This is a genomic window from Stenotrophomonas rhizophila (assembly GCF_020857975.1).
Taxonomy (GTDB): domain Bacteria; phylum Pseudomonadota; class Gammaproteobacteria; order Xanthomonadales; family Xanthomonadaceae; genus Stenotrophomonas; species Stenotrophomonas rhizophila_C.
On the sequence record NZ_JACWUO010000003.1, the window covers coordinates 161,091 to 187,465 of the forward strand.

At 62.9% G+C, this 26,375-nt stretch carries 22 protein-coding genes and 1 pseudogene; 10 read left to right on the forward strand and 13 right to left on the reverse strand.

From position 1 onward, the window contains the following. The first annotated feature begins 14 nt into the window (after positions 1-14). Genes IC535_RS04505 through IC535_RS04545 form a run of 9 tightly spaced genes read left to right on the forward strand, consistent with a single transcriptional unit; the run spans position 15 to position 10,504 of the window. Positions 15-1,406, forward strand: coding sequence for a UbiA family prenyltransferase (locus tag IC535_RS04505; protein WP_228885835.1), 1,392 nt, complete (start codon positions 15-17; stop codon positions 1,404-1,406). Beyond that, complete coding sequence (locus tag IC535_RS04510) at positions 1,403-2,710, forward strand: FAD-binding oxidoreductase (RefSeq protein ID WP_228885719.1); 1,308 nt, start codon at positions 1,403-1,405, stop codon at positions 2,708-2,710. Before IC535_RS04505 ends, IC535_RS04510 begins: the two co-directional genes overlap by 4 nt. A 2-nt stretch (positions 2,711-2,712) precedes the next feature. After that, positions 2,713-3,444: an SDR family oxidoreductase gene (locus tag IC535_RS04515; RefSeq protein ID WP_228885720.1), complete on the forward strand. Its 732-nt coding sequence runs from the start codon at positions 2,713-2,715 to the stop codon at positions 3,442-3,444. A 26-nt stretch (positions 3,445-3,470) separates the two neighbouring features. Beyond that, positions 3,471-4,142 (forward strand): class I SAM-dependent methyltransferase, encoded by a 672-nt coding sequence (locus tag IC535_RS04520; RefSeq protein WP_228885721.1) that lies wholly within the window; start codon positions 3,471-3,473, stop codon positions 4,140-4,142. A 29-nt stretch (positions 4,143-4,171) separates the two neighbouring features. Further along, positions 4,172-5,116: an NAD-dependent epimerase/dehydratase family protein gene (locus tag IC535_RS04525; protein ID WP_228885722.1), complete on the forward strand. Its 945-nt coding sequence runs from the start codon at positions 4,172-4,174 to the stop codon at positions 5,114-5,116. Positions 5,117-5,143: 27 nt separating this feature from the next. Then, on the forward strand, positions 5,144-6,436 hold the full coding sequence (locus IC535_RS04530; protein WP_228885723.1) for an NAD(P)/FAD-dependent oxidoreductase: 1,293 nt from the start codon (positions 5,144-5,146) through the stop codon (positions 6,434-6,436). 35 nt (positions 6,437-6,471) lie between these two features. Further along, positions 6,472-8,325, forward strand: a complete 1,854-nt coding sequence (locus tag IC535_RS04535; protein ID WP_228885724.1) for a hypothetical protein — start codon at positions 6,472-6,474, stop codon at positions 8,323-8,325. Positions 8,326-8,381: 56 nt separating this feature from the next. Then, on the forward strand, positions 8,382-8,792 hold the full coding sequence (locus IC535_RS04540) for a GtrA family protein (RefSeq protein ID WP_228885725.1): 411 nt from the start codon (positions 8,382-8,384) through the stop codon (positions 8,790-8,792). Then, the gene (locus IC535_RS04545; RefSeq protein WP_228885726.1) at positions 8,789-10,504 is read left to right on the forward strand and encodes a hypothetical protein; all 1,716 of its coding nucleotides are present in this window, start codon (positions 8,789-8,791) and stop codon (positions 10,502-10,504) included. Before IC535_RS04540 ends, IC535_RS04545 begins: the two co-directional genes overlap by 4 nt. Positions 10,505-10,608: 104 nt before the next feature. On the opposite strand, the gene IC535_RS04550 is transcribed toward IC535_RS04545, so the two are convergent. From IC535_RS04550 to IC535_RS04605, 13 genes and pseudogenes are all read right to left on the reverse strand, one after another. Then, the gene (locus IC535_RS04550) at positions 10,609-11,601 is read right to left on the reverse strand and encodes a glycosyltransferase family 2 protein (protein ID WP_228885727.1); all 993 of its coding nucleotides are present in this window, start codon (positions 11,599-11,601) and stop codon (positions 10,609-10,611) included. A gap of 24 nt (positions 11,602-11,625) precedes the next feature. Further along, complete coding sequence (locus IC535_RS04555; protein ID WP_228885728.1) at positions 11,626-13,902, reverse strand: hypothetical protein; 2,277 nt, start codon at positions 13,900-13,902, stop codon at positions 11,626-11,628. A gap of 29 nt (positions 13,903-13,931) precedes the next feature. Further along, entirely contained in the window at positions 13,932-15,032 is a 1,101-nt protein-coding gene (locus IC535_RS04560; protein ID WP_228885836.1) for a hypothetical protein, read from the reverse strand. A gap of 140 nt (positions 15,033-15,172) precedes the next feature. Next, a complete protein-coding gene (locus IC535_RS04565) occupies positions 15,173-17,008 on the reverse strand; it encodes a glycosyltransferase family 2 protein (RefSeq protein ID WP_228885729.1) in 1,836 nt (611 codons plus the stop codon). 52 nt (positions 17,009-17,060) lie between these two features. Continuing rightward, positions 17,061-17,993, reverse strand: a complete 933-nt coding sequence (locus IC535_RS04570; RefSeq protein WP_306433079.1) for a wsae — start codon at positions 17,991-17,993, stop codon at positions 17,061-17,063. 48 nt (positions 17,994-18,041) lie between these two features. Next, positions 18,042-18,323 (reverse strand): annotated as a pseudogene (locus IC535_RS18770) (wsae); the annotation flags it as partial. Further along, positions 18,289-19,521, reverse strand: a complete 1,233-nt coding sequence (locus IC535_RS04575) for an ABC transporter ATP-binding protein (RefSeq protein ID WP_306433072.1) — start codon at positions 19,519-19,521, stop codon at positions 18,289-18,291. The gene IC535_RS04575 and the pseudogene IC535_RS18770, both read right to left, overlap by 35 nt. After that, positions 19,518-20,300: an ABC transporter permease gene (locus tag IC535_RS04580; protein ID WP_228885731.1), complete on the reverse strand. Its 783-nt coding sequence runs from the start codon at positions 20,298-20,300 to the stop codon at positions 19,518-19,520. The genes IC535_RS04575 and IC535_RS04580 overlap by 4 nt, the downstream gene beginning before the upstream one ends. Before the next feature lie 3 nt (positions 20,301-20,303). Beyond that, complete coding sequence (locus IC535_RS04585; RefSeq protein ID WP_228885732.1) at positions 20,304-21,494, reverse strand: cystathionine gamma-synthase; 1,191 nt, start codon at positions 21,492-21,494, stop codon at positions 20,304-20,306. Positions 21,495-21,624: 130 nt separating this feature from the next. Then, on the reverse strand, positions 21,625-22,995 hold the full coding sequence (locus IC535_RS04590; protein ID WP_228885733.1) for a pyridoxal-phosphate dependent enzyme: 1,371 nt from the start codon (positions 22,993-22,995) through the stop codon (positions 21,625-21,627). 228 nt (positions 22,996-23,223) lie between these two features. After that, complete coding sequence (locus tag IC535_RS04595; protein ID WP_228885734.1) at positions 23,224-23,442, reverse strand: YdcH family protein; 219 nt, start codon at positions 23,440-23,442, stop codon at positions 23,224-23,226. A gap of 382 nt (positions 23,443-23,824) precedes the next feature. Next, positions 23,825-24,730 carry a hypothetical protein gene (locus IC535_RS04600; protein WP_429000354.1) on the reverse strand — a complete coding sequence of 302 codons (906 nt, stop codon included), beginning with the start codon at positions 24,728-24,730 and terminating at the stop codon, positions 23,825-23,827. Further along, positions 24,730-25,131: a DUF4398 domain-containing protein gene (locus IC535_RS04605; protein ID WP_429000356.1), complete on the reverse strand. Its 402-nt coding sequence runs from the start codon at positions 25,129-25,131 to the stop codon at positions 24,730-24,732. The genes IC535_RS04600 and IC535_RS04605 overlap by 1 nt, the downstream gene beginning before the upstream one ends. Before the next feature lie 99 nt (positions 25,132-25,230). Here IC535_RS04605 and IC535_RS04610 point away from each other — a divergent pair, with 99 nt between their 5' ends. Then, positions 25,231-26,361, forward strand: coding sequence for a PilT/PilU family type 4a pilus ATPase (locus tag IC535_RS04610; protein ID WP_228885736.1), 1,131 nt, complete (start codon positions 25,231-25,233; stop codon positions 26,359-26,361). Positions 26,362-26,375: the final 14 nt, after the last annotated feature.

The window sequence follows — 26,375 nt, forward strand, 5'->3', positions numbered from 1 at the left end:
ATCGCGCCCTCTGCGTGGACCTGGATGGCACCCTGCTGCGCAGCGACATCCTTTACGAATCCCTGCTGGCGCTGTTGGCCCGCAACCCGCTGTATCTGTTCCTGATCCCGTTCTGGCTGCTGGGTGGCAAGGCGGCGGTCAAGCGCCAGCTGGCATCGCGCGTGCAACTGCCTGCGGACACCCTGCCCTACGACGAGCGCGTGCTGGAGATCCTGCGCGCCACCACGCAGCGGCCACGCGTGCTGTGCACGGCTTCGGACCAGATGCTGGTGCAACCGATCGCCGACCACCTGGGCCTGTTCGAAGAGGTGATGGCCAGCGACGGCCACACCAACCTGTCCGGCCACAACAAGGGCAAGGCCCTGGCCGAGCGGTTCGGCGAACGCGGCTTCGACTACATGGGCAATGGCCGGGTCGACCTGCAGGTCTGGGCCCACGCCGGCGGCGCCATCGTGGTCAACAACGGCCAGGGCCTGGCCCGTGAGGCGGCCAAGCGCACCGAGGTTCTGGCGCACCTGCCCGCACAGAACGGTGGCCTGCTCACCTGGATCAAGGCGCTGCGCATCTACCAGTGGCTGAAGAACCTGCTGGTGCTGGTGCCGCTGCTGACCGCCCACCGCTTCCTCGACCCCACCGCGCTGGTGGACGCGGGCACGGCGTTCCTGGCCTTCGGGCTCTGCGCGTCCGGCGTGTACCTGCTCAACGACCTGCTCGACCTCACCCCGGACCGGATGCACCCGCGCAAGCGCAAGCGTCCCTTCGCGGCGGGCACCCTGCCGCTGCTGCACGGGTTGCTGGTCGCGCCGCTGCTCACGCTGGCCGGGTTTGCGCTGGCCCTGCTGTGCAGCCCCTCGTTCGCACTGGTCCTGCTGTCCTACTACGTGATGACCCTGGGCTACTCGCTGCAGCTCAAGCGCATCGTCATGATCGACGTGGTACTGCTGGCGGCGCTGTACACCGTGCGCATCATCGGTGGCACCGTGGCGATCGGTTCGGAATTGTCGTTCTGGCTGCTGGCGTTCTCGATGTTCGTCTTCCTCAGCCTGGCCATGCTCAAGCGCTACACCGAGCTGGCCTCCGCCCTGGCCAATGGCAAGGAGCTGGCGATCGGGCGGGGTTACTCGGTCGCCGACCTGCCACTGGTGCAGTCGCTCGGCGCCGCCGCCGGTTACATCGGTGTGCTGGTGTTCGCGCTGTATATCAACAGTCCCGAGAGCCTGGAGCTGTATCGGCACCCCAAGGTGCTGTGGCTGCTCTGCCCGATCCTCCTGTACTGGATCAGCCGCATGTGGATCGTCTCCCATCGCGGCGATATGCACGATGACCCGATCGTGTTCGCGGCCACCGACCGCGGCAGCCAGATGGTGATCGCGCTGGGCGTAGTGATCGTGCTGGCGGCGATATGAGCCCTGTCGGCGGCCAGTCCTGGGGGCGTTACCCCCTGGCGACGCAGCAGTTGTTGCCGGTGGCCGACCGTGCCGCCCCGCTGCCGGCCGTCGACGGCCTGATGCTGCCCCATGGCAATGGGCGCAGCTATGGCGACAGCTGCCTCAATCCGGGCGGCGCACTGCTGATGGCGCGGTCGCTGGACAGGTTCATCGCCTTCGACCCCACTACCGGCGTAGTGCGCTGCGAGGCCGGCGTTACGCTGGGCGAGATCATTGAACTGGCGTTGCCACAAGGCTGGTTCCTGCCGGTCACCCCTGGAACCCGCTACGCTACGCTCGGCGGGGCGATCGCCAACGATGTGCACGGCAAGAACCATCATCGTGCCGGCAGTTTTGGCCACCACCTGCGGGGTTTGGAATTACTGCGCAGCGACGGCCAACGGATCGAACTGGACGGGGACGACAGCACCGGGCTGTTCGCCGCCACCGTGGGCGGACTGGGCCTGACCGGATTCATCACCTGGGCAGAGCTGCAACTGCGGCGCGTTCCCGGCCCGTGGATCGAAACCGAATCCATCCGTTTCGACTCCCTGGACGAATTCTTCGCGCTCTCGCGCGACTCGGCCGCAGGCTTCGAATACACCGTGGCGTGGATCGACTGTCTGGCCACGGGCAAGCAGCTCGGGCGCGGGCACTTCCTGCGCGGCGACCATGCCCGGGGCGATCCTCGCGCGGCCACGCCCAGCGCGATGCCGCGCCGCAGCATTCCGTTCGTGCCGCCGGTTTCGATGGTCAACGGCCTGACCCTGCGCCCGTTCAATACCCTGTATTACTGGCGGCAGCCGGCACGGCGCAAACGCCACCTGTCGCACTACCAGAGCTATTTCTACCCGCTGGACGGCATCAACGACTGGAACCGGATGTACGGCCCGGCCGGATTCCTGCAGCACCAGTGCGTGCTGCCACCGGCGGTCGCGCGCGAGGCCACCGCCGCCCTGTTGTCGGAGATCTCGCGCAGCGGGCGCGGCTCGTTCTTGGCGGTCCTGAAGGAATTCGGGGATGCACCGGCGCGGGGTATGCTCTCCTTCCCGCGCCCGGGCACGACGCTGGCGCTGGATTTCCCAAATACCGGACCGGACCTGCTCAGGATGCTGGAGCGGCTCGACCGTATCGTCGCCGAGGCCGGTGGGGCGGTGTACCCCGCCAAGGATGCGCGCATGTCCGGCGCCCTGTTCCGCCAGGCATTCCCGGCCTGGGAGGCCTTCTCCCATCACGTTGATCCCCGTTTTTCGTCCGGCTTCTGGCGCCGGGTCATGGAGTAAGCATGCAAAAGGTTCTGATCATCGGCGCCACCTCCGCCATCGCTGAAGCGGTGGCACGCCTGTACGCCGCCCGTGCGAGCACGATTTTCCTGGTCGGCCGCAATGCGACCCGCCTGGACGCCATCGCCGCCGATCTGCGCGTGCGTGGCGCCCACCAGGTGGACGCCTATGCCCTGGACCTCAACGATCTGGCCGGCCACGCCGCCATGCTCGATGCGGCCTGGGCCGCCAACGGCGGCATCGATACCGTGCTCATCGCCCACGGCACCCTGCCCGACCAGGCCGCTTGCGACGCCTCTGTGGACGTGGCATTGCGTGAATTCGTCACCAACGGCACTTCCACCATCGCGCTGTGCACGGCACTTGCCCAGCGGCTGGCCTCCGGCAGCAACCTGGCGGTGATCTCTTCGGTGGCCGGCGACCGCGGTCGCGCCAGCAACTACCTGTATGGCAGCGCCAAGGCGGCAGTAACTGCGTTCCTGAGCGGCCAGGGCCAGCGCCTGCGCAAGCAGGGCATCAACGTACTGAACATCAAGCCCGGGTTCGTGGATACTCCCATGACCCAGGCATTCAAGAAGGGCGCGCTGTGGGCGTCCGCCGACAAAGTGGCACTAGGTATCGTGCGCGCCTCCGACCGCCGCCGTGCGGTGGCGTACCTGCCCGGTTTCTGGTGGGCGATCATGATGGTGATCAAGAATATTCCCGAGTTCGTGTTCCGCCGTATCTCCCTTTAACTCCTCAAAGAAATGGACATGTTGCGATGCCGGATATCGATCACGATCTTGACGTTCTCTATCAGTACCGGTTCCCGAAAGAGGAACTGGCGAACAAGAACCGCATCTGGAAGGTACTGTGCACACAGTACTTCAACCGTTTCATCAATCCCGGCGACACCGTCGTAGACATCGGCGCGGGCTACTGCGAATTCATCAACAACATTCCGGCCGGCCGCAAGATCGCCGTCGACCTCAACCCCGACGTCCGCAGGTTCGCCGCAGGCGGCATCGAGATAATCAACGAATCGTGCACGGAGGTCAGCTCCATTCCGAGCGGCAGCGTCGATGCGGTATTCATGAGCAACTTCCTTGAGCACCTGCCGACCAAGGACCTGGTGTTGCAGACGCTGCGCGAGAGCGCACGCATGCTCAAACCCGGTGGCCGGGCGATCATCCTGCAACCCAACATCCGCTTCCTGTACGACGAGTACTGGGACTATTTCGACCACCACACCGCGCTGAGCGACCGCAGCCTGGTCGAAGGCGTGCTGATGGCCGGCCTTGAGCCGCGGGTAGTGATCCCTAGATTCCTGCCCTACACCACCAAAAGCCGGCTGCCGCAGGCGCCATGGCTGGTTTCCCTTTACCTGCGTATTCCACTGGCCTGGCACATTCTGGGCAAGCAGGCCCTGGTCGTCGCCTACAAGCCCGGCTGATTCTTCATTACTGGTACTCGAGTTCGTCCATGGCACAGAAGAATGACAAGATTGTCCTGACCGGCGCTGCAGGCTTGGTGGGGCAGAACCTCATCGTCGAGCTGAAGCAGCAGGGCTATACCCAGCTGGTGGCCATCGACAAGCATGCTCACAACCTCGAGATACTGCGCAAGCTGCACCCGGACGTGAAGACGGTGCTGGCCGATCTTGCCGAACCGGGCGACTGGACTTCCGTATTCGACGGCGCTCGCCTGGTGGTACAGCTGCACGCACAGATCACCGGTAAAACTACCGACCTGTTCGTGCGCAACAACCTGACCGCCACCGAGCGTGTACTGGCCGCCTGCAAGGCGGCCAATGTGCCCTACATGGTCCACATCAGCTCCTCGGTGGTGAACTCGGTAGCCAAGGATGATTACACCCACACCAAGCGCGAGCAGGAAGCGATGGTAGCGGCCAGCGGCCAACGCCACTGCGTGCTGCGGCCCACGCTGATGTTCGGCTGGTTCGATCCCAAGCACCTGGGCTGGCTGTCGCGCTTCATGGCGCGCACGCCGGTCTTCCCGATCCCCGGCGACGGCCGCTTCATGCGCCAGCCACTGTACGAGCGCGACTTCTGCCGTTGCATCGCCAAGTGCATCGAGACCGAGCCCGATGGCCAGGTGTTCGACATCGTCGGCGATACCCGCGTGGATTACGTGGACATCATCCGCACCATCAAGCGGGTCAAAAACCTGCGGACGTTGATCGTGCACATCCCGATCGGTTTCTTCGCATTCCTGCTCCGCACCTACTCGCTGTTCAGCAACAAGCCGCCGTTTACCGCGGACCAGCTGAAGGCACTCAGCGCCGGGGATGACTTCAAGGGCGTCGATACCGAAGCCGTGTTCGGCGTTCGCCAGACCCCGTTCGAAGCCGCCATCCGCGAAAGCTATACCGATCCTCGCTACAGTCACATCGTGCTCCAGCGCTGACCCCACAGATAAACGGACGACATTCCAATGACCAATTTCGCCATCATCGGCAGCGGCCCCATGGGGCTCATGGCAGCGCTGGAGCTGCTCAAGCAGGGCCACAAGGTCGACATCTACGAGCGCGATGATCGAATCGGCGGGATGTCGGCCGATTTCGATTTCGATGGCCTGCGCATCGAGCGCTACTACCACTTCATCTGCAAGACCGATTACCCGCTGTTCAAGCTGCTCGATGAGATGAAGCTGTCTGACCGCCTGCATTGGACAGACACCAAGATGGGCTACTACTACGAAGGCAAGCTGCACAAGTGGGGCACGCCCTTCGCGCTGCTTGGCTTCCCGCACCTGGGCCTGATCGACAAGGTCCGCTATGCGCTGCACGTGATGCACACCAAGGGCATCAAGGACTGGGCGGCGCTGGACAAGGAGAATGCGCGCGACTGGATCACCCGCTGGATCGGCCCGAAGGCCTACAAGGTGATGTGGGAGAAGGCGTTCGCGCTTAAGTTCTTCGAGTACCAGAACAAGCTCTCGGCGTCGTGGATCGGCACCCGCATCAAGCGCGTGGCGCTGTCGCGGCGCAACCTGTTCAACGAAAGCATGGGTTACCTGGACGGCGGTTCGGCCGTGCTGCTGGAGCGGATGGCTGCCGAAGTGAAGCGACTGGGCGGAAACATCCTGCTCGGCCAGCCGATCGACGAAGTCACCTCTGAAGGTGGCAAGGTCACCGGCATCCGCACGCCGGGCGGTCACACCGCCTGCGACAAGGTGGTCTCCACCGCGCCCATCCAGTACGTGCCCAGGCTCGTCCCGGGCCTGCCGCAGGCATTCGCCGACCAGGTCGCTGCAATCGAGAACATTCCCGTAGCCTGCGTGATTCTGAAGCTGTCGCAGCCGGTCAGCGAGAACTTCTGGATGAACATCAGCGATGACCGCATTGCCATTCCGGGCCTTATCGAGTACAGCAACCTCAATCCGGGCAGGGGGCCGGGCGAGCACATCGTGTACGCGCCCTACTACATGCCGAAGACGCACCCGAAGTGGCAGTGGACCAATCAGCAGCTGATCGATGAAGTCATCAGCTACCTGCCGATGATCAATCCGGCGTTCAAGCCCGAGTGGATCCGCGCGACGCATTGCCATCGCTATGAGTTCGCGCAGACCATCTGCCCGCCGGGCTTCCAGGATATGCTGCCGCCGATGAAGACGCCGCTGGAAGGCTTCTACATGGCCGACACGGCCTACTACTACCCGGAGGATCGCTCGATCAATGAAAGCCTGGCCGTCGGTACCCGCCTGGCCGAAATGGCGAGCGTCTGAGTCTTCTTTCCTCCTTACCAGGATATTCATCCTCCATGCGAGCAGACCAGCGACCGCGCGCACTACTGCGGCAGGGCTCGACCCGAGCACGCGTCTTCTTATTGTTAGCCGCCGTGGTGGTTGCAGCCGTTGGTCTGACGGACAGGCAATATCACGGACAGATCAGCGGGGGTTGCTCGCAGGTGCTGTCGCCATTCCTCAAGCAGGCAAAGTCGGCATCGCCGCGCGCGATTTCGTTCTGCGACGAGCATAACGCCGATGTCGCTGAACTGGTGGTCGGGCCGATTCCGCCGGGTACCGAGTCGATGAGGGTGGAGATCGCTGGATATGGGGACACCCCCGGGATAAGCGCGGCGCTCATTGGAGCAGATGGAAGCAGGTATCCCGTGGCACTGCCTCGTGCGGGCGATCAGTGGGTGCCGTGGACCATTGGGCTGCCGGAAGCGCTCCATTCCCAGCAGAGCACCTTGACTGTTACTGATAACTCCAAAGAGGGCTTTGGATGGATAGGGGTCGGTATCGGATCCGGCAATGGTGGATGGATGCCCGTGAGCATCGCGCTCCTTCTACTCTCTGTGCTGTATCCGTTCATCTGGCGGGTTGCCCCCCCGCTTGCAGATCAACCCGCACGTACGCGTACTCGCTCGGTGATTGTGGCCTTCGCCGTTTCGGTCGTCACCATCGTTGCTTTGGTGCTCAGACGGCCGTCGCAATGGAGCAATCCATATATTTGGGTTGAGGACGGCAGGGATCTACTGCCCCATTTCGTCAAGTACGGCTGGCAGACATTGTTTGAGCCCGTTGCCGGCTACATTCTCCTTCCGAACAAGCTGATCAATGCGATCGCTCTCAGTGCTTCCTTCCGCTGGTTACCAGAGATAAGCCTGGCGTTGTGCGCGCTGTTTACGGTCGTAGTGATTCTGTTTATCGCCATGTCGCCGACCAGACTGCGCGCACCCGTTCTCTGCGCAATTGCCGTGCTTGCCGTACCTACCGACCCCGAAGTATTTACCACGTCTGCCTATGCTCTATGGTGGGGTTCGCTCCTGGCCGTGGTGCCGATTTTCTGGGATGAACGGTGTGATCCTTCATTGCGCCGTCGCGCGCCCCTTCTGGTGGTGGGCGCACTTTCATCACCGTTTATTGTTTTTTTGGCACCGCTCTACCTAGCGCGTGCGATCTGGCTTCGCCAGCGCTCCGAGTGGGCCATGGCCGCCGTGGCTGGCGTGCTCGCCGTCGTGCAGGCTACCCTGGTATTGATTAACACACAGCGCGGAGCGGAACCGCACCAGCTTCCTGGCATTCCGAGTCTCCTCGGAAAGTTCGTAGGGAACTACTTTTGGTGGTCGCCCGATTCGGGCTCACCCGCGCTCGCCTATGGAATTGGTATTGCTGTCTTGCTCATCGCAGCCGTCTACGGCTTGGCACAGCGACACCGTAACGGACTGGTCATCACGCTGGTGGCCGCCTGCCTGGTCCTATCCGTCGTAGCGAGCGCCGGGCGTGTACCGGTGGATTCATTGGATCCGTTCAGGGGCGGGCCGCGCTACTTCTTCTATCCATACATCTTCGTAAGCTGGCTACTGATTCAACTCATGGTTGAAGCGCGTGGAATCGCGCGCATGCTACTGATCGTACTGTTGCTGGCGCCGATTCCGCATACCTTCCAGAATGGGCAACGGACTCATGAACGGCTGGATTGGCGAGATGAAGTTCGGCGGTGTACCAACGAATCGTCTGCCGAGGGAATACCCATTCATCTTGCCGGCTATCTGAGTCTGGTCTGGCATTCGCCATTGTCTGCTGATGCATGCAGGCAGTTGGTCAAAGGCAGCCTTTTCGACAACGAACTCCGTAGTGATGACCTCCCTCCAAAGCCACATCCTTGAATGCGGGCCAAGTGCACACATCCCATGACGTCCCATCTCGCTGGCTCTTTCCTCTCATGATCGACCGTCGCTTCATGCTGTTTGTCGCCGCCAGCGGGCTGGCCGCGCTTGCCAATTTCTGCTCGCGCATCGGCTTGAGCCATGCAATGGGCTACGTGCCGTCAATCGTGCTTGCCTACATGGTCGGCATGGCCACCGCCTTCCTGCTCAATCGCGCCTTCGTGTTCAAGGATGCCGACAAGCCCCTCGTCTATCAGGTGTTCTGGTTCGTGACGGTGAACATGCTTGCACTGCTGCAAACGTTGCTGATCAGTCTGTTATTCACCCACTACGTCTTCCCCTGGCTGGGTATGACCTCCCATCCTGAGACAATCGCGCATGCGTTGGGAATCGCGGCACCGGCAGTTGTGAGCTACTTCGGTCACAAGCATTTCACCTTCAAGCAAACCAAGGAGCCACGTCCATGACGCCCAGCCCGCCCACCGTCCCCTTCAAGGGCGCGATCGGTTACATCAAGGACAATCCGCTGGTCAGTGTCGGACTGGCGCTGGCCCTGGTCTACGCGGTGTTCGGCATCATCGCTGGCATCCGTGCGCACAGCCCGGTTCCGTTCTGGGATATGTGGGACGGGTCGCTGGGCTTCTACATGAATCAGCAGACGGACCCATCAGCCTGGTGGGCACAACATAACGAGCACCGCATCATACTGGCGCGGATCCTGTTCTTCCTCGACCTTCAGTACTTCGGTGGCCAGGCGGTGTTCTTGCTGGTTACCAACTACGTGCTGGCGGCTGCAACGTTTACGCTTTTAGCATGGTGCGGGCTGCGTATCGCCGTTCCGGCAACGACCAGCATGCGGATCATCGCTGCGGTGATTCTTACCCTGACCTATCTTTGGACCCAGGAAAACAACCTTACATGGGGCTTCCAAAGCCAGTTCTTTCTGGCCCAGCTAATGCCCCTGGCGAGCCTAGTGTTGCTATGGCGCTCCGGCATACCAGGACGACATCGATCCTGGTGGTTTGCGGCAAGCTTGTGCGTTGCCGTACTTGCTGCAGGCAGTATGGCCAACGGTGTTGTTGCCTCTTGGCTAGTCCTCGCTGGCTGTTTAATTGGCCGTCAAAGCTGGAAGCGGTGTGCGGTGGCGCTGCTCGTCGCCATTGCTGTCGGTGGCTTTTACTTCCATGGCTATGTTTCACCGGGCGGGAATTCGTTGGCAACGATCCTGAAGGGCCAGCCGCGAGGCGTGGTGTGGTTCCTGTTCTCTTACCTTGGCAGTCCATTCGCGCACCTTGTGCCAGAGGCTGCCCCCAATGTGCCGCTTGCCGCCGCATGCGGCGGTGTGATCACAGTACTGGCCGCATTCCTGGGCTCGACTGCGTTGCTGCGGCGGCGGGTATCGGTGGACTTGGAACTGGTGATCGGCCTGTTCCTGGCCTACCTTGGAGCGTCGGCCGCCGCGGTTTCCACGAGCCGGGTGATTTTCGGACTTGAGAGTGCTGTTGCCAGTCGTTATACGACCCCTGCCTTGCTTGTCATCGGCTGCATCCTCATATTGGGCGGCGCCCGCCTATCGGGCCGGTTTGCCTGGGCGCGCGGACGCTGGGCGAGCGTGTTGCTTTTCTTTCCGCTGGCCTTCCTGCCCTTGCAGTTGAGCGCCATCAAGCACAATCAGCTCGCCGATTTTGAGAAGGTTACCGCTGCCTTGGCATTGGAGATGGGTGCCCGCGATGACGAGCAGATCATGTGGACCTACCCCGACTCTCCACGCGTATTGGAGATCGCACACAAGGCCGCTGCGCAGGACTTGTCCATCTTCGCCAATCCGTGGATCCGCGACGCTTCCAACAGTATCGGCAAGATTTACCGGGACGCGCCTGCTGCAGGTTGCGGGGTGGTCCCCCCGGTAACCACCGATCTCCCACATTCCGAAAAGTGGTCGCGCCTCCAGGGCGGCTTGGTAGACGAGCGCCTGGGCAATAGCCTGAGCACGTTGTATCTGTTGGATGCACAGGACAGGATTATCGGCCGCGGTGTCCTTGCCGTGCCGGAAAGGGCGCCCGGCAATAAGGACTTCGGCGCTCCATTCAAGCTGTATGCGCCGCGCTCGGCGTTGACGCCGGGACCGATGAAAGTGGTAATTCCGGGTATCTGCAGTGGCGCCTTCAACTATCAGTAGGCGAAGGCGCGGCGGCCCATAGACCCAATCCGCACGATGCCTGAGGCACCATCAGCAGCCGCAGATGGGGGGAGGGAGCAATGCGCCCTCCTTTCTGGAATCGCTCACCGCAGCGGCATGAGTGAACCATGCAAAGCCCGGCGCGGCACGGCGGCGATGTCGTAGCCAATGAAGGCGAGCAGAAACTGCAGGCCGCTGACCAAGGCGATCGCGGGCAGCACGACCGTTCCTACCGGCGAGGGTAGATTCTCCGAGGCGGCTTGCCACCAGTGCCAGCCGCCGTAGGCGGCACCACCCACGAGAAGCATGGCTGCGGCAACCAGCTCGAATGACGCGATCGACAGGTCTCGCAAGTAGTAGTTGTAGGTGATGCGCTTGAGCAGATTGCGCAAATGCTTCACAGCGAACTCGCCCAGTACTTTTCCAATGCTAAGGTTGCTTTCCTCGTCACCGTAGCGCGCGTCCATTGGCACATCCGCCACCACCGCACGCATAGTGTTCAGCCGGAACAGCACATCGGTTTCGAAAAAGTAGCGCTTGCTGATGGCGTCCACCGGCAGGCGCTCGGCCACGCGTGCGTGGATGGCCGTGTAACCGTTCGTCGGATCGAATGTATCCCAGTAACCGGTGGAGGCCTTTGCCAGGAACGAAAGGCCCAGGTTGCCTATCCGGCGGATCCAGGGCATCTGGCGGATCTGGGTGAGATCCCAGAAGCGGTTACCTTTGGTGTAGTCGGCCTCGCCACGCAGAATGGGATTGATGAAGTGCGGGAGCAGGGCAGGATCCATCTGGCCATCGCCGTCGATCTTGACCATGACGTCCATGCCATCCGCCACCGCGTGCGCATAGCCGGTGAGTACCGCCGCGCCCACGCCGCCGTTCTCCGCGCGGCGAACCACTTTTACCCGTGGATCGTTGCTATGGCGCTCGATCAGGTCTGCGGACGATTCGGGACAGGCATCGTCGATGCAGTAGATGGCGGTGATTTCCGGCCCAACGGCCGCGATCACCCCCAAGATGTGCCGGGTCACCTTGTAGCAGGGGATGACGACGGCAACGCGGGACGGGCGGGCGGGGGCAGTCGGAGGGGAACTCATCGGCATGTCTCGACAGATCATCATTCAGGGAAGGATACGGTAGAAGACGATGTTATCTGGGCCCTCGGACACCTCACTGCCCCAGATGCCCAGGTCTCGATAGCTCAGCGAACAGTATTCCCGGTCAAACAGCGGTGCCCCGGCACTGCCCCGGGTGGCGACGATATGGGTGATGCCATGGCGACGCAGCAACGCACGTGCATCGGCGCGCGAGGCGTGGCAGAACGCGGCGTCAAGGTCGCGCGCCTGCAGTGCATAGCCGCTTCCTAAGCGTACGTTGAAGAGATAGTCGCGTGAACCGAATGGCAGGTAGGAAGCGATCTCCCCAGCCGGCAAGACCCAGTCTTCGCGGCCATTGAGCACCTTGCTGTAGGCGGGCGCCAGGACCACAGCGTCTTCTGGCAGTCTTGCCTCGGCGGCTCGAAATTGTCGGACCTTCTTCTCCGTAACCGGCAGGGTCCAGCCCATGCTCTTGGGCGGCGGGCCCCGTACATCAATCCTGCGGATAGCTATAGCGCAGACGAGCAGAATCAACAGCAGCCCCCATGTCGACCAGCGCTGCGTTCCTACTGCCGGAAGCGCTGCGGGCCTCAGGGATCGCAGCGTGTCCCACCCAAGCGCCGCAGCGGCACTCAATAGAAGCCAGTGAATCGGCACGCTGTACATAGCGATCAAATCCACATAACGTTGGGTATACGTGCTGAGAAGGCTGGCCTGTAGGGTTTCGTGGCCCAGTACCAATGAGATGACGTTGGAGGACCGCAGCGCCACCAGCACCGCCAACAGCGCCCCGAGCTGTAGGACGAAAATCAGCACGAATCCGCTACGCTGACGACTCTTGAACGGTATAAGCACCATGAACGCCAGGCTGAGTAACAGCGACAGCACTGCGGCCGCACGCGTTACCCACAGCAGTTTGGAGCTGAATATCTGTGCTGTAGCGGGCAGCCACTGGTCCCACAGCGTCGGCTGCGGGCCGTACCATAGCTCCCAACGCAAAACTTCCCACAAGCGTGTGACGCCTCCGCTTGCCGAGCTGATATCGTGCGATGTCTCCAACACTCGGAGGCCGAGGGTGTGTTCCACGAAATGATGAACTGCGGGGCTCACTTCAGCCAGCAGTTGAAGGTAGTAGGGATCACATGCCAACAGCAGGCCACCGAGAAGACTGCCAGCAAGCATCCCGAGCAACGGCCAGCCAAGTCGCCCGCCAATGGTTCCGGTTCTCCACCACGGCAACAACATCACCACGGCGAACAGCGGCGCTGCATAGCTGGCATAACCGATCACCAGCGATGGATTTAGTTTGGCAGCCATTGCACCGGCGAACGCAAAGAGCGTCCATGCCAGCAGCTGAGTTGCCCGGGCCGGCGTTAGCCAGCACAGCAAAGCGCACAAAGTCGGTGCCAGCAGTACACCAAAGCCTGCCAGCCGCCCGGTGCTGTTAAGGTCTACTACGGGATATAGGTACGCCGTTCCACGCACCATCACATAGCACCACAGCAATGACAGCACCGCGGCAAAGGCGACCTGCAAGCGCTGATCAACCAGAGATCGCCGCAGCGAGCAACACATCAGTTCGAGCAGTGCAAACAGAGCCAGGGTCGCCTGCAATACAGGTTGCACCTTTAGGAACGGGCCCATGTGGTGGCCCAGTGCAGGCCACGCCCACAAGGACGTAAGCAGGTGAAGCATCTTCGGGTACTTTTCCAGCCAGTCGGTGTTGCCCGCACTCAGCTTCGGATACCCGGCCCGAAACAGGTCCAGGCTGAACGCGATGTGCTGGTGAGTATCCAGCCCCAGGCTGCCAGCGCGCATGGAGTAGTACGAAGCCAGCTTCAGGCAGACCAGCCCACCAAGCACCACTGGCACCCACGCCAGGACCGATGTTGTCTCGGACGCACCACAAGCAACGCCTTGTGGCTTCCTCAGCAGCCCCCACGCCGCCACGGTAGCCACGCTCACTACCAGCAATGGCATTGCCAGCGGCAGGCCGAGCCCCCGCGTCCATGCGTAGGTCAGCGGGCTGCATAACAACCACACCACCACCAGGATGAACTGCCCCAGCAACGCACTGAAAAAGACCAGCGGCACACCGGAACGCGGCAATACGCCCAACCAGGCAATCAGCCGATGCCCAATCAGCGCCATCGTCAGCAGCGAAACCGTAAGCAGCAATATGAACTCGAACTGCCAGCGCGTCTGGGCAAACAAGGCCACCGCTACCAGATAGAGCAGGAACAACCACAACTTGCTGCGGGCGTGTGCTTTCAACACTTCCAATGCATGTTCTCCGTTCAATCCCTCTGCACCAGAGCTGATTGATGCGACTACGTAAACGCCCGCGCCACGCCAGCCGCGATAGTATCGAAGCTACCCTCGGCCAGCAGAGGATGATCCGGCCCTGCAACCGGTGCAGCAGCCATTTCGCGCGCCTCGCATGCGTCAACCAGCGCATGCAGCCCTGCGCAGATCGCCTCGGGCGTCATTGACTCCAACGAGTGGATATTGGCCACGCTCTCGTCCAGCCGTTTGTTGTCATAACGATTGGTCAGTACCGACATGCCGAATGCCGCCATCTCCAGCGGCGGGTAGCTCGGATGCGGGGACACCATCAACGACAGCCCTATCGATGAGGTTGAGAGCAGCTTGGCGTATGCATCGATGTCCAGCTTGCCCAGCGCCTTGAGCTTGAACGGCCCGAGCTCCAAATCACATTCTATTTCGCCCGGGGCGACCACCTGCCACTGCGCCGAACGCTGATCCGTCCAGCCCCACATGCGCAGACCCTCGCAGATCAGTTCGAAGGCATTGCGCGGGGTGCCGGGACGCGCATAGACCACCATGCGACGTTCGCGCGCGGTGGTATCGATGCGCGCATTAGCCAACGCGTCGCGCAGGCCATCATGCAGCACCGGCTCGAACACGCTGGCGGTTGCATAATTCATGCCATGATGAGCGAAGAAATCAGCGAGCAACCGGGTATTGAAGATCGCAATGTCTCGATCGCAACGGTATGTACTCGATGAAAGGGCGTACTGACTAGACCAGGCATAGAATCCGGGCTCAAAATCCTGGATCAGGTAAACCACTGGACGGTCCACACCGCCGTGCGTCCCCTGCCAGGCCGACAGACGCTGTGCCGCATATGCAGTCCACCAGGCGGTAGCCACCCAGATATCGTCGCCAGCGACGGGCAAGGTCTTGCCATAACGGTCACTGAAAGGAACGATCTGGCGCGACGTGTCGGACGTGGTATCAGCAGGCACAAGGCTGTGATCATGGAAGCGCGACAGAGCCTCCTCGTCCGGCTCGCTGTCCACCAGGATGATGCGCGAAGCAGGGAAAAAACGGCACAGTTCGCGGTAGATCAACACGGCGGTGTGGATGCCGCCGAAATAGTGCCGACGGTTGATCGAGGGCAGCACCAAGTTCAGGCGTTTACCCTGCCACGGATCACGCCGCGCAGTGCAAGGGGTAATCTCTCCCACGCTGGTTACCGGAGAGACGCTGACCGGGCCGCCAGCTTCCAGGCGGCCTGCAACTCGACGCAGCAGCGAAGCAAAGCGCCTCATCCTTGCCTCCGATTCAGTCGCGGTGAGGACGCCATGTAATCCAGATTTGGGCTATAGAACGGATCGCCTTCTTCACGGTAGGGCGAATATGCCTGCGCCGAGCGTACGAAATCACTCTGAGGGATGGAACGCGGATCGCGGGTCTTGGATTCGTGATGGATCATCGAGGCTTGGGCTACGTACACCGTGTGGAAACCAGCGGCATAGGCACGCAGGCACAGCTCAACGTCGCTACCGCAGACGATGAACGATTCGTCGAACCCGCCGATCTTCTCGAATTTGCTGCGCGCGATGGCCATGCACGCGCCGGTAACGGCCAGAACCTGGCGCTGCAGCACCGGCGACACGAACAGGTTCTGGTTGTGCTGTGGCACTTCGCCCTTGAAGACGTGGTCGGCCCAGCCCCCCATGCCGACAACCACGCCGGCATGCTGAATAGTCCGATCCCCGTACAGCAGCAGCGGGCCACATACACCGACGTCCCGGCGCAATGCGTTCTCGACCAAGCGGCGTAGCCAATTTTGCTCGATGATCTCTGTGTCGTTGTTGAGGAACACCAGTACTTCACCGCGGGCCTGGGCAGCGGCCAAGTTGTTCAGAGCCGACCAGTTGAACGGCACGTTGGCATCGATGACGCGGAAGTCTTCACGACGCGACATTTCCTCCAACCACGCCTGGGTCTCGGGCTTGGTGGAACCATTGTCAACGACGATGATCTCGTAGGCTGGATACTCGGTCGTGGCGATCAAGGACTCCACGCAGGTACGCAGCAAGTCCAGACCGTCGCGAGTCGGGATGATAATGCTGGCCATCGGTACCGGTGCCGCTACCGGAAAGCGGACGTCATAGCAGAACAACTGTTTGCCATCATCCACCTGCGCGCCGGGGTACAGCACATCAACATGGCGCTGGATTGCACGCTTACCAGCATCATGGGCATAGGGCTTGGAACCAGCGTTGGCCGCAGTCGAGCCAGCGTGGGCACGCCAGTGGTACAGCACGCGCGGCACGTGTGCAACGCTTGCACCATCAGCTACACAACGCAACACCAGGTCATAGTCCTGAGAACCATCGCATGTGCTGTCCAGGCCACCGTGGCGCTGGATCAAAAGGCGTTCGAAGCTGACCAGATGACCCAGGTACATCTGCGCCATGAACAGGTCGTGGTTCCAGTCCGGCTTGAAATATGGATTACGCAACCGACCGTCATCGCCAAGCATATCGTGGTCGGTGTAGACGATGTCCGCGCCGGTACGAAGATGACATTCCACCACCGCCGCCAACGCGTCCGGCTCTAGCAGATCGTCGTGGTCCAGGAAGGTCACCCAGCGACCGCTCGCCTGGGCCAACGCTGCATTTGTGGTCGCAGCGATGCCACTCCGCTGCAGTGAACGGGTCACCCGAAGGGTAGGGATCTCGCGCTGCAGTTCCGCAAGGACCGCCGCAACGTGCGGCTGGTCGGAGGCATCGTCATGAATGCAAATCTCCCAGTTCCGGTAGCTCTGCTGCCGTACGCTGGCAATCGCTTCGCGCAGGAAGTCCTCCGGTGTGTTGCATACCGGCATCACCACGCTGATCAGCCCGGCATCGGCGGGTACCGGCACTCGCGGCTGGTCGGCCAGCCATTGCGCGTAGATATCCGGCTCAAGCGCAACGGCGGGGGCCTGCGGGCCGCTGGCATAGACCAGGATCGCACGCACCAGATGGCGCGGCCCCTTGCGTGAGGCACGGGCAAGCACGGAGAGAATGCTTCCTGCGGAAGCACCTTGGCCCCGCGCACGGCGAACGCTCCAGTAAATTGCTTTGAACACGTTACGCAGCTTGGACAGCATTAGATATCTCCCTTCTGGATCGAGGCAAGGTCGCGCACCATCGCCGCCCGGCTCACAACGTGGCCTGTGCGGCAAGGTAGCCGGCCAGCAGGCCGCCAATGGTCAATGCCAGCATCAGCAACGCCCATCTCCTGCGCGAGCGCGCATAGGCGACTGCATCATCCTCAAGCTTGCGTTCCAGGTCGCGTCGCACCTGTGCCTGCTGTTCGCGCTCGCGCTGCAGGCGCTCATCGGCCTGGGCCAGCTCGCTCTCACGCTTTGCGACTACCTCGCCGAGCTCCCTGAGTTCCTCCTGCGCGCGCTGCAGTACCACTTGACTGGCGGCATCGCGCGCCTGCCAGTCAACATCGCCCTGGTCCTTGGCGGCCTGAAGTTGGTGCACATATTCGGCCGTGGCGCCCCACTCGCGCTTGGCGACCGCCAGGTCTGCGATATAGGCGTCGAGCATCCGGGCGGTGGACTCCCACTCGCATTCGGCGTTGTGGGCGCGCAGTGCCAGTGCGCGTAGGCCACTGGCCAGCCCGTTAAGCAAGGCCGTGGCTTCGGCGTCGGACCTGGCCTGGAACGGCGGATCGGCACGCAGGCGTGCGGCATCGGCGTCGCGGCGCACGGCGACGTAGTACTCACGGTACGGCTCGTCACTGTGGTCTCCGGCAAACACGCGGCTGTTGTACAGACGGTCTGCAGCCTCCACCAGCGGCTCCAGCTCAGGGAACTTCACCTTGATGAAGTGAGCCCCCATCAGGCTTGCCCACAAACTGGCATTCCCCTGGCCAAAACGCAGTACTTCCATGCCGGCCGCTTCGAACGTCTGCACGACTTCGGACGTCTCGACCAAGCCGAATTCCTTGTGTTCCTGCAGCCAGACGTAGTCTTCACCGAAAAGTTCATGCCAGCGTCCATTGGCCTCTTCCTCGGCCTGTTCTACCCACGGGCGCTGCGGCGGGAAACCGACGATCACGGCACGACCAGCAACCCGCGCCATCTCCGCGATCGCGCGCGTGCGCAGCGCTGCGGGGATGTGTTCAAGTACATCCAGGGACACCACTGCGTCGAACTGCTGCTCGGCAAACGGCAATGCGGTGGCGTCGGCGACCACGAAGTCCCTCTCGTCGCCTTCGACATGCAGGTCTGTGTACAGAAACGTCGCTCGCGGCAGGAACTGGCCCAACAGGCGTTGCCGATTGGCGCCGACTTCCAACACGCTTGGTGCTTCGAGCTCCAGTGCCTGGAGCAGGTGAGCGGCCGCAGCGTAACGCTGATAGTGGTCGAACGGGATATCAAGAAGCATCGACGTCATGGACCTTCCACTCATGAGGTATATAGACCACGCCTTCACTGAAGTACGGCGCAGCCACAGTGAACACACTGGCTTCGGACAGGTAGTCCAGGCAAACCAGACCCTTATCGGTGAACAGGCCGACGTCGACGCGATATGTGCCAGTGAGCAGTGTCATCGAGGGAATGTGATAAGTGACGCGGTGCGATCCGCGCGACACAGGTATCTGGACGCGCTCCAGGTAGGTATTAGGGCCGAAAATGTGCAGGCCATCCATCCCTTTAATCGCTACGCCAAGCAACAGGCCTTGCACCGTATCGTCAACCACCGTGTAGGTGATATCCACGCTTAACGGCTCAAACGGGGCAAGCATGTCGGTGCTCAACCCTACCGTTTCAAGATGCGCGGGGATGCTGTCCGGGCGTGGCGCTCTGCACGCCTCGCTCGCTGCTTCGGCCGCCTGTTCGCGACCCAATTCGTAGTCGCGGAAGCGATCGGCGACAAAACTCGCCTCACCATGCAGCTTGACCTTGCCGCCTTCCAGCCACAAGGCGGTCTGGCAGAAGCGCTTAACCTGCTCCAACGAGTGTGAAACGAACAAAATGGTAGCACCGCGTGCGCGGATCTGCTCGATTCTGGCCAGGCACTTCATCTGGAAGCGGATGTCACCCACCGATAGCGCCTCGTCGATGATCAGTACATCGGGCTCGGTGTGGATGGCAACAGAAAACGCCAAGCGCACGTACATTCCGCTGGAATATGTTTTGACGGGGCGGTCGAAAAAATCGCCGATATCGGCGAAAGCGATGATCGACTCCAGCTTGTCGTCCACTTCCTTCCGGCTCAAACCGAGCAGCGAAGCACTCAAATAGACGTTGTCGCGCCCGGAGAAATCCGGATTGAAACCCGCGCCGAGTTCAAGCAGCGCCGCGAAGCGACCACGGATATTCACCGACCCCGAGGTCGGCCGGACGGTGCCACACAGTATCTGCAGCAACGTCGATTTACCTGCCCCATTGCGACCAATGATGCCCACCGTCTCGCCCCGAGGCACGATCAGGTTGACGCCGTCCAGGGCACGGAAGGTTCGACTGGCACGGTCACCAGAGGGCCGCAGCAGCGACATCAGACGCTCACGCGGGCTGGCGTAGACCGGGTAATCCTTGGTTACATTCAGGACCTCGATCGCCGCGTCGGCAAGGGGCGGCGCGTCAGCGGTAAGCATGCTGTTCATAGGACGTCCGAGAAGCCGCGGGAAAGGCGACGGAAGAGCGCGTAGGAAACCAGGGCGAAGACGACCGACAGCGTAAAGTGGGGCAGCAGCGCAATCAGGTCAGGCGGCGAGTTCTGCACTGTGACTGCACGCAGCTGTTCGATCGGGGTCACCAACGGATTGAAGTGGATTACGCCGGCGACGGCGGCAGGCATGGCCTTGGCCGGAAAGAAGATCGGGCTGAGAAACAGCAGCACGCTGCTCAGAATGCCGACAAACTGGCCAATGTCGCGCAGATACACGCCCAGCGCGGACAACGACCAGGCAATTGCCAGCAACATGGGCGTCATCTCAAGCAGGATCAACGGCGCGGTGAGCGCCCAAGCCGAAGGCAAGCCAGATTGCCAAGTCTGCGCGACCAGCAGAATCAGCAGGCCTACACCGGCAGTCGTCATCGCGGCAGCAACTTTCACCATCGAAAGTATGGGCAGCGGAAACACCACCTTCTTCACGAAGTTGGGCTGGCCGGCGATAATCCCGGGGGCAGTGACCAGCACCTCGGACAATAGGGTGAACGGCACCAGTCCAGCGAAGAGCATCAGCGCGAAATCACCAGTGGATTCAGCCCCCGCCCAACGCGCGTTGAAGACGCCGCTGAACACCAAGGTGTAAACACAGAGCATCAGTACCGGCTGCAGCACCAGCCACAGCACGCCCAGCGTGGTCGTCCGATAACGGGCCGCCAGTTCACGCCCCAGCAATTGGCGGAAAAGGAAGAGCAGATTGGCATGCTTCTGCATTGATCAGGGATTCCCCACCAGAGCCTGCTCCAGATCCACCTGCAGGTCCCCCAGCTCTTCCACGCCCACGCTCAGCCGTACCAGCGCATCGCTGATGCCCAGCTTCTCGCGGCGCTCCACCGGGATAGAGGCATGGGTCATCACCGCCGGGTGGTTGACCAGGCTTTCCACGCCACCGAGCGATTCGGCCAGGGTGAACAGTTCGGTCTTCTCGCAGAAGCGCTTGGCCGCGTCGAAGCCGCCCTTGAGCACGATCGAGACGATGCCGCCGTAGCCGTTCATCTGGCGCGTGGCCAGTTCATGCTGCGGGTGCGAGGCCAGGCCGGGGTAGATCACCTTTTCCACGGCCGGGTGCTTGTCCAGCCACTGCGCCAGGGCCAGCGCGTTGGCGCAGTGGGCCTTCATGCGCAGCGGCAGGGTCTTCAGGCCGCGCAGGGCCAGGAAGCTGTCGAACGGGCCCTGGACGGCGCCGATGGAGTTCTGCAGGAAGGCCATCTGCTCGGCCAGCTCGGCGTTGTCGCCGGCCACCACCATGCCGCCGACCATGTCCGAGTGCCCGTTGAGGTACTTGGTGGCCGAATGCAGGACCAGGTCGGCGCCCAGTTCCAGCGGGCGCTGCAGCATCGGCGAGGCGAAGGTGTTGTCGACCACCACGATCAGGCCATGGCGCTTGGCGATGGCGGCCACCGCGGCGATGTCGACGATCTTCAGCATCGGGTTGGTCGGGGTTTCGATCCAGACCATTTTGGTCTGCGCGGTGATCGAGGCCTCGAACGCGGCCAGGTCGGTCAGGTCGACGAAGCTGAACTGCAGGTTGGCGGTGCGCTTGCGCACGCGCTCGAACAGCCGGAAGGTGCCGCCGTAGATGTCATCCATCGCCACCACGTGGCTGCCGGCGTCCAGCAGCTCCATCACGGTGGAGCTGGCGGCCATGCCCGAGGCGAACGCGAAGCCGCGGCTGCCGCCTTCCAGGGAGGCCACGCAACGCTCGTAGGCGAAGCGGGTGGGATTGTGGGTGCGCGAGTATTCAAAGCCCTGGTGTTCGCCGGGGCTGGACTGGGCGTAGGTCGAGGTCGCGTAGATCGGCGGCATCACCGCGCCGGTGCTCGGGTCCGGCGACTGGCCGCCGTGGATGGCCAGGGTGGCCAGGGCGAGCGCACGGTTGCCGTGCCCGGAGGATGCGTGGTCGGACATGTTGTTTCCCAGCAATGGAGAGCCCCTATCGGGGCCCCCGCAAAAGGAGCGGAAGTCTATCAGCGCTGGCTTAATCAGCCGTTGACGCGGATAAACGGGAGTTCAGCGCGGCGCGCGGGCCGTTGCCGGCCTACTGCACGCGCCGGCGCAGGTAGTTCAGCAGGTCGATGCGGGTGATCAGGCCCAGGAACGTGCCGCCGTCCATGACGATGGCGACCTGGCCGCGGTCGAACACCGGCAGCAGGGCCTCGATCGGCGATTTGACGTCCAGCCGGTCCAGCTTGCTGACCATCGCGGTGGCGACCGTATCGCGGAAGCGGGTTTCATCGCCATAGACGTGCAGCAGCACGTCGCTTTCGTCGACGATGCCGACCAGCTGGTCGCCGTCCATCACCGGCAGCTGGGACACGTCGTACAGCTTCATGCGCTGGTAGGCGGTGGTCAGCAGGTCGTTCGGTCCGATCACGACGGTGTCGCGCTGGCCGTACGGGCGCAGGATCAGGTCGCGCAGGTCGCCGCTCTGCGGGCGCTCCAGGAAGCCGTTGTCCAGCATCCAGTAGTCGTTGTACATCTTGGACAGGTACTTGTTGCCGGTGTCGCAGACCAGCACCAGCACCTTCTTGGGGGTGGTCTGCTCCTTGCAGTACTTCAGCGCCGCCGCCAGCAGGGTGCCGGTGGAGGAACCGCCGAGGATGCCCTCCTTGCCCAGCAGCTCGCGCGCGGTATGGAAGCTTTCGGCATCGCTGATCGCATAGGCCTTGGTGACCCGGCTGAAATCGGCGATCGAGGGCAGGAAGTCCTCGCCGATGCCTTCCACCAGCCAGCTGCCGGACTTGTCGTTGAGTACGCCGTCGTTGATGTACTCGGCCAGGATCGAGCCGACCGGATCGGCCAGCACCAGTTCGGTGTTCGGCGAGGCGGTGGCGAAGGCGCGCGACAGGCCGGTCATGGTGCCCGAGCTGCCGCAGCCGAATACCACCGCGTCCAGCTCGCCGCCCATCTGCGCCAGGATCTCCGGGCCGGTGCCGAATTCATGCGCGGCCGGGTTGTCCGGGTTGCCGAACTGGTTGATGAAGTACGCGCCTGGAGTTTCCTCGGCCACGCGCTTGGCCATGTCCTGGTAGTACTCCGGATGGCCCTTGGCCACGTCCGAACGGGTCAGCCGCACTTCGGCGCCCATCGCCTTGAGATTGAAGATCTTCTCGCGGCTCATCTTGTCGGGCACCACCAGGATCAGCTTGTAGCCCTTCTGCTGGGCGACCAGGGCCAGGCCCAGCCCGGTGTTGCCGGCGGTGCCTTCGACCAGGGTCGCGCCGGGCTTGAGTTCGCCGCGCTTTTCAGCCGCTTCGATCATCGACAGGCCGATGCGGTCCTTGATCGATCCTCCGGGATTGGCGCTTTCGAGCTTCAGGTACAGCTCGCAGACGCCGGTGTCCAGGCGCTGGGCCTTGACGATCGGGGTCTGGCCAATGAGGTCGAGTACGGAGGAGTGGATTGCCATCGGTTCACGTCGATTCGCGCCGCAATGCGGCCGGACCGGTGATTATCCGACGGTTGGCGTAGAAAGTCAGGTAAGGGCGTGACCGGAGGCCGGCGCAGGCCGGCGGGCGGTACACCGCTGCCGCCCCGGCTGGGCCGGAGCGACGCGGACGGCGCCCGTCGACGAGGAATCGGACGCCGCCCGCGGCGTTGGGTGGCAGTGCCGGCCGCTGGCCGGCACACAAGGGCGTCAATGCATGGGGGAGTGGTACATCCGTTCCAGCTTCTGCTTGGCCAGCAGCTTCTCACGCTTCATCCGGCCCAGGGTGAGACCATCGATCGGAAGTACGCCCAGCTCGGCATCCATGCACTTCTTGTTCAACTTCTGGTGCCGTTCGTAAAGCGCCTTGAATTCCGGATCACGCTGCCGGCGTGCGTCGATCTCGCTCTGGGGCTGACCTTCAAACATGATGAACCTCCTATCGCTGTCTAACAGAAACAAGAACGCCCCGGCCTTGCGGCACGGGGCGTTGCTTTCGGGTGGAGCGCAGAACCATTGCCTCGGACGTACCTGCAGGCGCACCCGGAACTGCCCGGACTGCAGACTGCTGTGGTGCGTGCCCTCGGTTCATCGGCCCGGCCCTCCAATCGTCCGGGGCGCGGAAGGCGACCCGGACAATCGACCCTACGCCTGCCGGCGAGGGGGTTCAAGCACTTCGACGACTATTTTCGATGCGCCCCAGCCGAGGTTCAGTCTGAACACGCAGTTCAACGAAATTTAAACAAAAACAGTGGGTTGCGTCACAACCAATGGTTGTGACCCACCGGGTAGGGCCCGCCTGACCCACCGATCACGGCGCGATGATCACCTCGGCCGCGCGTGCCTTGGTAGCCGCTGCCTTCTTGCCACTGGCCTGCAGCCGGCTGGCGTTGACCCCGGCGGCCACCAGCGCATCGCGCAGGGCCTGGGCACGCTGCTGGCCCACGCCGGCGGCGGCGTCATAGGCCTCGATCCGGATCCGGCCCTTCTTGCCGATGTTCAGGTATTCGGCCAAGGCCTTGGCCTGGCCCTTGGCCCCGGCCGACAGGCTGCCGGCGGCAAAGGCATCGCCGTTGAACGTGAAAACCTCGCCGCGGCTGTCGAACTTCGAGCCCGGCAGCTTGTTGCCCGAGACCAGCTCGGCCTCTTCGCGGGCCAGCCGCGCCGCGTTCTGCTGGGCCGCGCTCAGCCGTGCGGTCTGCTTGCCGGCCACGCTGGTCAGTGCGGTTTCGGCATCCTGGCGGGCCAGCGCCTCGGCCTCGGCGGCCTGGCGCAGCTGTTCGGCCTCCTCGGCCTGGATCTGGGCCTGCACGCGCAGGCGCTCGGTTTCCTGGCGGGCGCGCTGGGCGTCACGGCGGCTGGCTTCGATCAGCAGCTCGCTGCGGGTGCGTTCGAGCCGGTCCACCTCGCGCCGGGCCAGCGCGGCGCGCACGCTGGTTTCGGCGATCTCGACCCGACGTTCGGCCAGGTAGCGCGCCTGGTCCTGGTCGCGGCGCTTGGCCTTGGCCAGTTCGGCCACCGCCTGCTGGGCCTGCAGGCGCTCGAAGGCGGCCAGCTCGGCGGCATCGGGATTGGCCTGGATGGTCATCAGGCGCTGGCTCAGCTGGGCCACCGCCGGGTCCTCGGCGGCAGCGGCCAGGCCCGCCAGGGCCAGGCTGAGCGCCAGCAACAGGCGGCAGGCGCGCAGCGCGGTGGCTTTCATCGGTACAGGCTTCATCAACGGTTCTCCCCGGTGGCCAGCTGACGTTGCAGCTGGGCCACTTCATTGCGGCGCAGCTGCAGCTGGGCGGTGGCGGTGGCTTCGTCGCTGCGGGCGCGGGCCAGGTCGGCGTCGACCGTGGCGCGAACGGCCAGGGCCGGCGCGTTCTTGCGCTCGCGGCGGTCGCCGGCGGCCCGCTGGGCCTGTTCCAGGCCTTGTCGGGCCACCGCGATCAGGTCCGGCGCGTACTGGTCGGCGTCGGCCTGGGTGGCCTTGTCGACCGCCTGCCGGGCCTGCATCAGCTCCAGCGCACCGTCCTGCGCCTGGGCGGCACCGGCGAGCGCAAATGTGCCCGCCATCACGCAAATCAGGATGGCCAGATACGGGATGGGGCGTATTTGTGCGAAGCTAGATTTCATTGGGGGTGCCGTCGCCAGAGGGTTGGGTGCGCGGCCATTGTCGGAAGCCTGCGGCGTGCTTGCAATGGCACGCGGCCGATTGTTGGGGAAACATTTCGCATGGATATCGGCTATTTCCTGAAGCTGATGACCGAAAAGAACGCTTCGGACATGTTCTTGACCACCGGAGCACCGGTATACATCAAGATCGAGGGCAAGCTGTACCCGTTGGGGAACACCGGGTTGCCGCCGGGCATGGTCAAGAAGATCGCCTACTCGCTGATGGACGAGGGCCAGGTGCCCGAATTCGAGCGCGAGCTGGAACTGAACATGGCCATCGCCCTGGCCGAGGCCGGGCGTTTCCGCGTCAACGTGTTCAAGCAGCGTGGCGAGGTCGGCATGGTGATCCGTGCGATCCGCAGCAAGATCCCCAGCATCGAAGAGCTCAACCTGCCGCAGGTGCTCAAGGACGTCATCATGACCCCGCGCGGGCTGGTGCTGGTGGTCGGCTCGACCGGTTCGGGCAAGTCGACCTCGCTGGCGTCGATGATCGACCACCGCAACAGCACCACTACCGGTCACATCCTCACCATCGAGGACCCGATCGAGTACCTGCACAAGCACAAGATGTCCATCGTCAACCAGCGCGAGGTCGGGCTGGACACGCACGCCTTCCACAACGCGCTCAAGAACGCGATGCGCGAAGCGCCGGACGTGATCCTGATCGGCGAAATCCTGGATGCCGAAACCATGGAGGCGGCCATCGCCTTCGCCGAGACCGGGCACCTGTGCCTGGCCACGCTGCACTCCAACAACGCCGACCAGACCATCGAGCGCATCCTCAATTTCTTCCCCGAGAGCGCGCACCGCAACGTGTTGATGAACCTGTCGCTGAACCTGCGCGCGGTGGTCTCCCAGCGCCTGGTCAAGGGCAAGGACGGGCGCCGCCTGCCGGCCACCGAGGTGTTGATCAACACCCCGATGATCCGCGACCTGCTGCGGCGCGGCCAGGTGCATGAGATCAAGGCGGCGATGGAAGCGTCGCTGGAAGAAGGCATGGAGAGCTTCGACCAGTGCCTGTTCCGGATGGCCAAGAGCGGCATCATCGAGCAGGAGGAAGCCCTGCGGGCGGCCGACTCGCGCGATGGCCTGGCGCTGAAGTTCCGCCTGTCCGAAGGCGGCAGCGGCGACCACGACCCGTACGCCGATTACTCGGCCAGCACCCCGGCGGCGATCACCCACGGGTTCTGACCGGGAATGCGTGC

Excerpts from the sequence above, each read along its gene's own strand:
- IC535_RS04510 (WP_228885719.1), top strand. The coding sequence starts at position 1,403 with ATGAGCCCTGTCGGCGGCCAGTCCTGGGGGCGTTACCCCCTGGCGACG.
- IC535_RS04515 (WP_228885720.1), top strand. The coding sequence starts at position 2,713 with ATGCAAAAGGTTCTGATCATCGGCGCCACCTCCGCCATCGCTGAAGCG.
- IC535_RS04520 (WP_228885721.1), top strand. The coding sequence starts at position 3,471 with ATGCCGGATATCGATCACGATCTTGACGTTCTCTATCAGTACCGGTTC.
- IC535_RS04525 (WP_228885722.1), top strand. The coding sequence starts at position 4,172 with ATGGCACAGAAGAATGACAAGATTGTCCTGACCGGCGCTGCAGGCTTG.
- IC535_RS04530 (WP_228885723.1), top strand. The coding sequence starts at position 5,144 with ATGACCAATTTCGCCATCATCGGCAGCGGCCCCATGGGGCTCATGGCA.
- IC535_RS04535 (WP_228885724.1), top strand. The coding sequence starts at position 6,472 with ATGCGAGCAGACCAGCGACCGCGCGCACTACTGCGGCAGGGCTCGACC.
- IC535_RS04540 (WP_228885725.1), top strand. The coding sequence starts at position 8,382 with ATGATCGACCGTCGCTTCATGCTGTTTGTCGCCGCCAGCGGGCTGGCC.
- IC535_RS04545 (WP_228885726.1), top strand. The coding sequence starts at position 8,789 with ATGACGCCCAGCCCGCCCACCGTCCCCTTCAAGGGCGCGATCGGTTAC.
- IC535_RS04550 (WP_228885727.1), bottom strand. The coding sequence starts at position 11,601 with ATGAGTTCCCCTCCGACTGCCCCCGCCCGCCCGTCCCGCGTTGCCGTC.
- IC535_RS04565 (WP_228885729.1), bottom strand. The coding sequence starts at position 17,008 with ATGCTGTCCAAGCTGCGTAACGTGTTCAAAGCAATTTACTGGAGCGTT.
- IC535_RS04570 (WP_306433079.1), bottom strand. The coding sequence starts at position 17,993 with ATGGCGCGGGTTGCTGGTCGTGCCGTGATCGTCGGTTTCCCGCCGCAG.
- IC535_RS04575 (WP_306433072.1), bottom strand. The coding sequence starts at position 19,521 with ATGAACAGCATGCTTACCGCTGACGCGCCGCCCCTTGCCGACGCGGCG.
- IC535_RS04580 (WP_228885731.1), bottom strand. The coding sequence starts at position 20,300 with ATGCAGAAGCATGCCAATCTGCTCTTCCTTTTCCGCCAATTGCTGGGG.
- IC535_RS04585 (WP_228885732.1), bottom strand. The coding sequence starts at position 21,494 with ATGTCCGACCACGCATCCTCCGGGCACGGCAACCGTGCGCTCGCCCTG.
- IC535_RS04590 (WP_228885733.1), bottom strand. The coding sequence starts at position 22,995 with ATGGCAATCCACTCCTCCGTACTCGACCTCATTGGCCAGACCCCGATC.
- IC535_RS04595 (WP_228885734.1), bottom strand. The coding sequence starts at position 23,442 with ATGTTTGAAGGTCAGCCCCAGAGCGAGATCGACGCACGCCGGCAGCGT.
- IC535_RS04600 (WP_429000354.1), bottom strand. The coding sequence starts at position 24,730 with ATGAAGCCTGTACCGATGAAAGCCACCGCGCTGCGCGCCTGCCGCCTG.
- IC535_RS04605 (WP_429000356.1), bottom strand. The coding sequence starts at position 25,131 with ATGAAATCTAGCTTCGCACAAATACGCCCCATCCCGTATCTGGCCATC.
- IC535_RS04610 (WP_228885736.1), top strand. The coding sequence starts at position 25,231 with ATGGATATCGGCTATTTCCTGAAGCTGATGACCGAAAAGAACGCTTCG.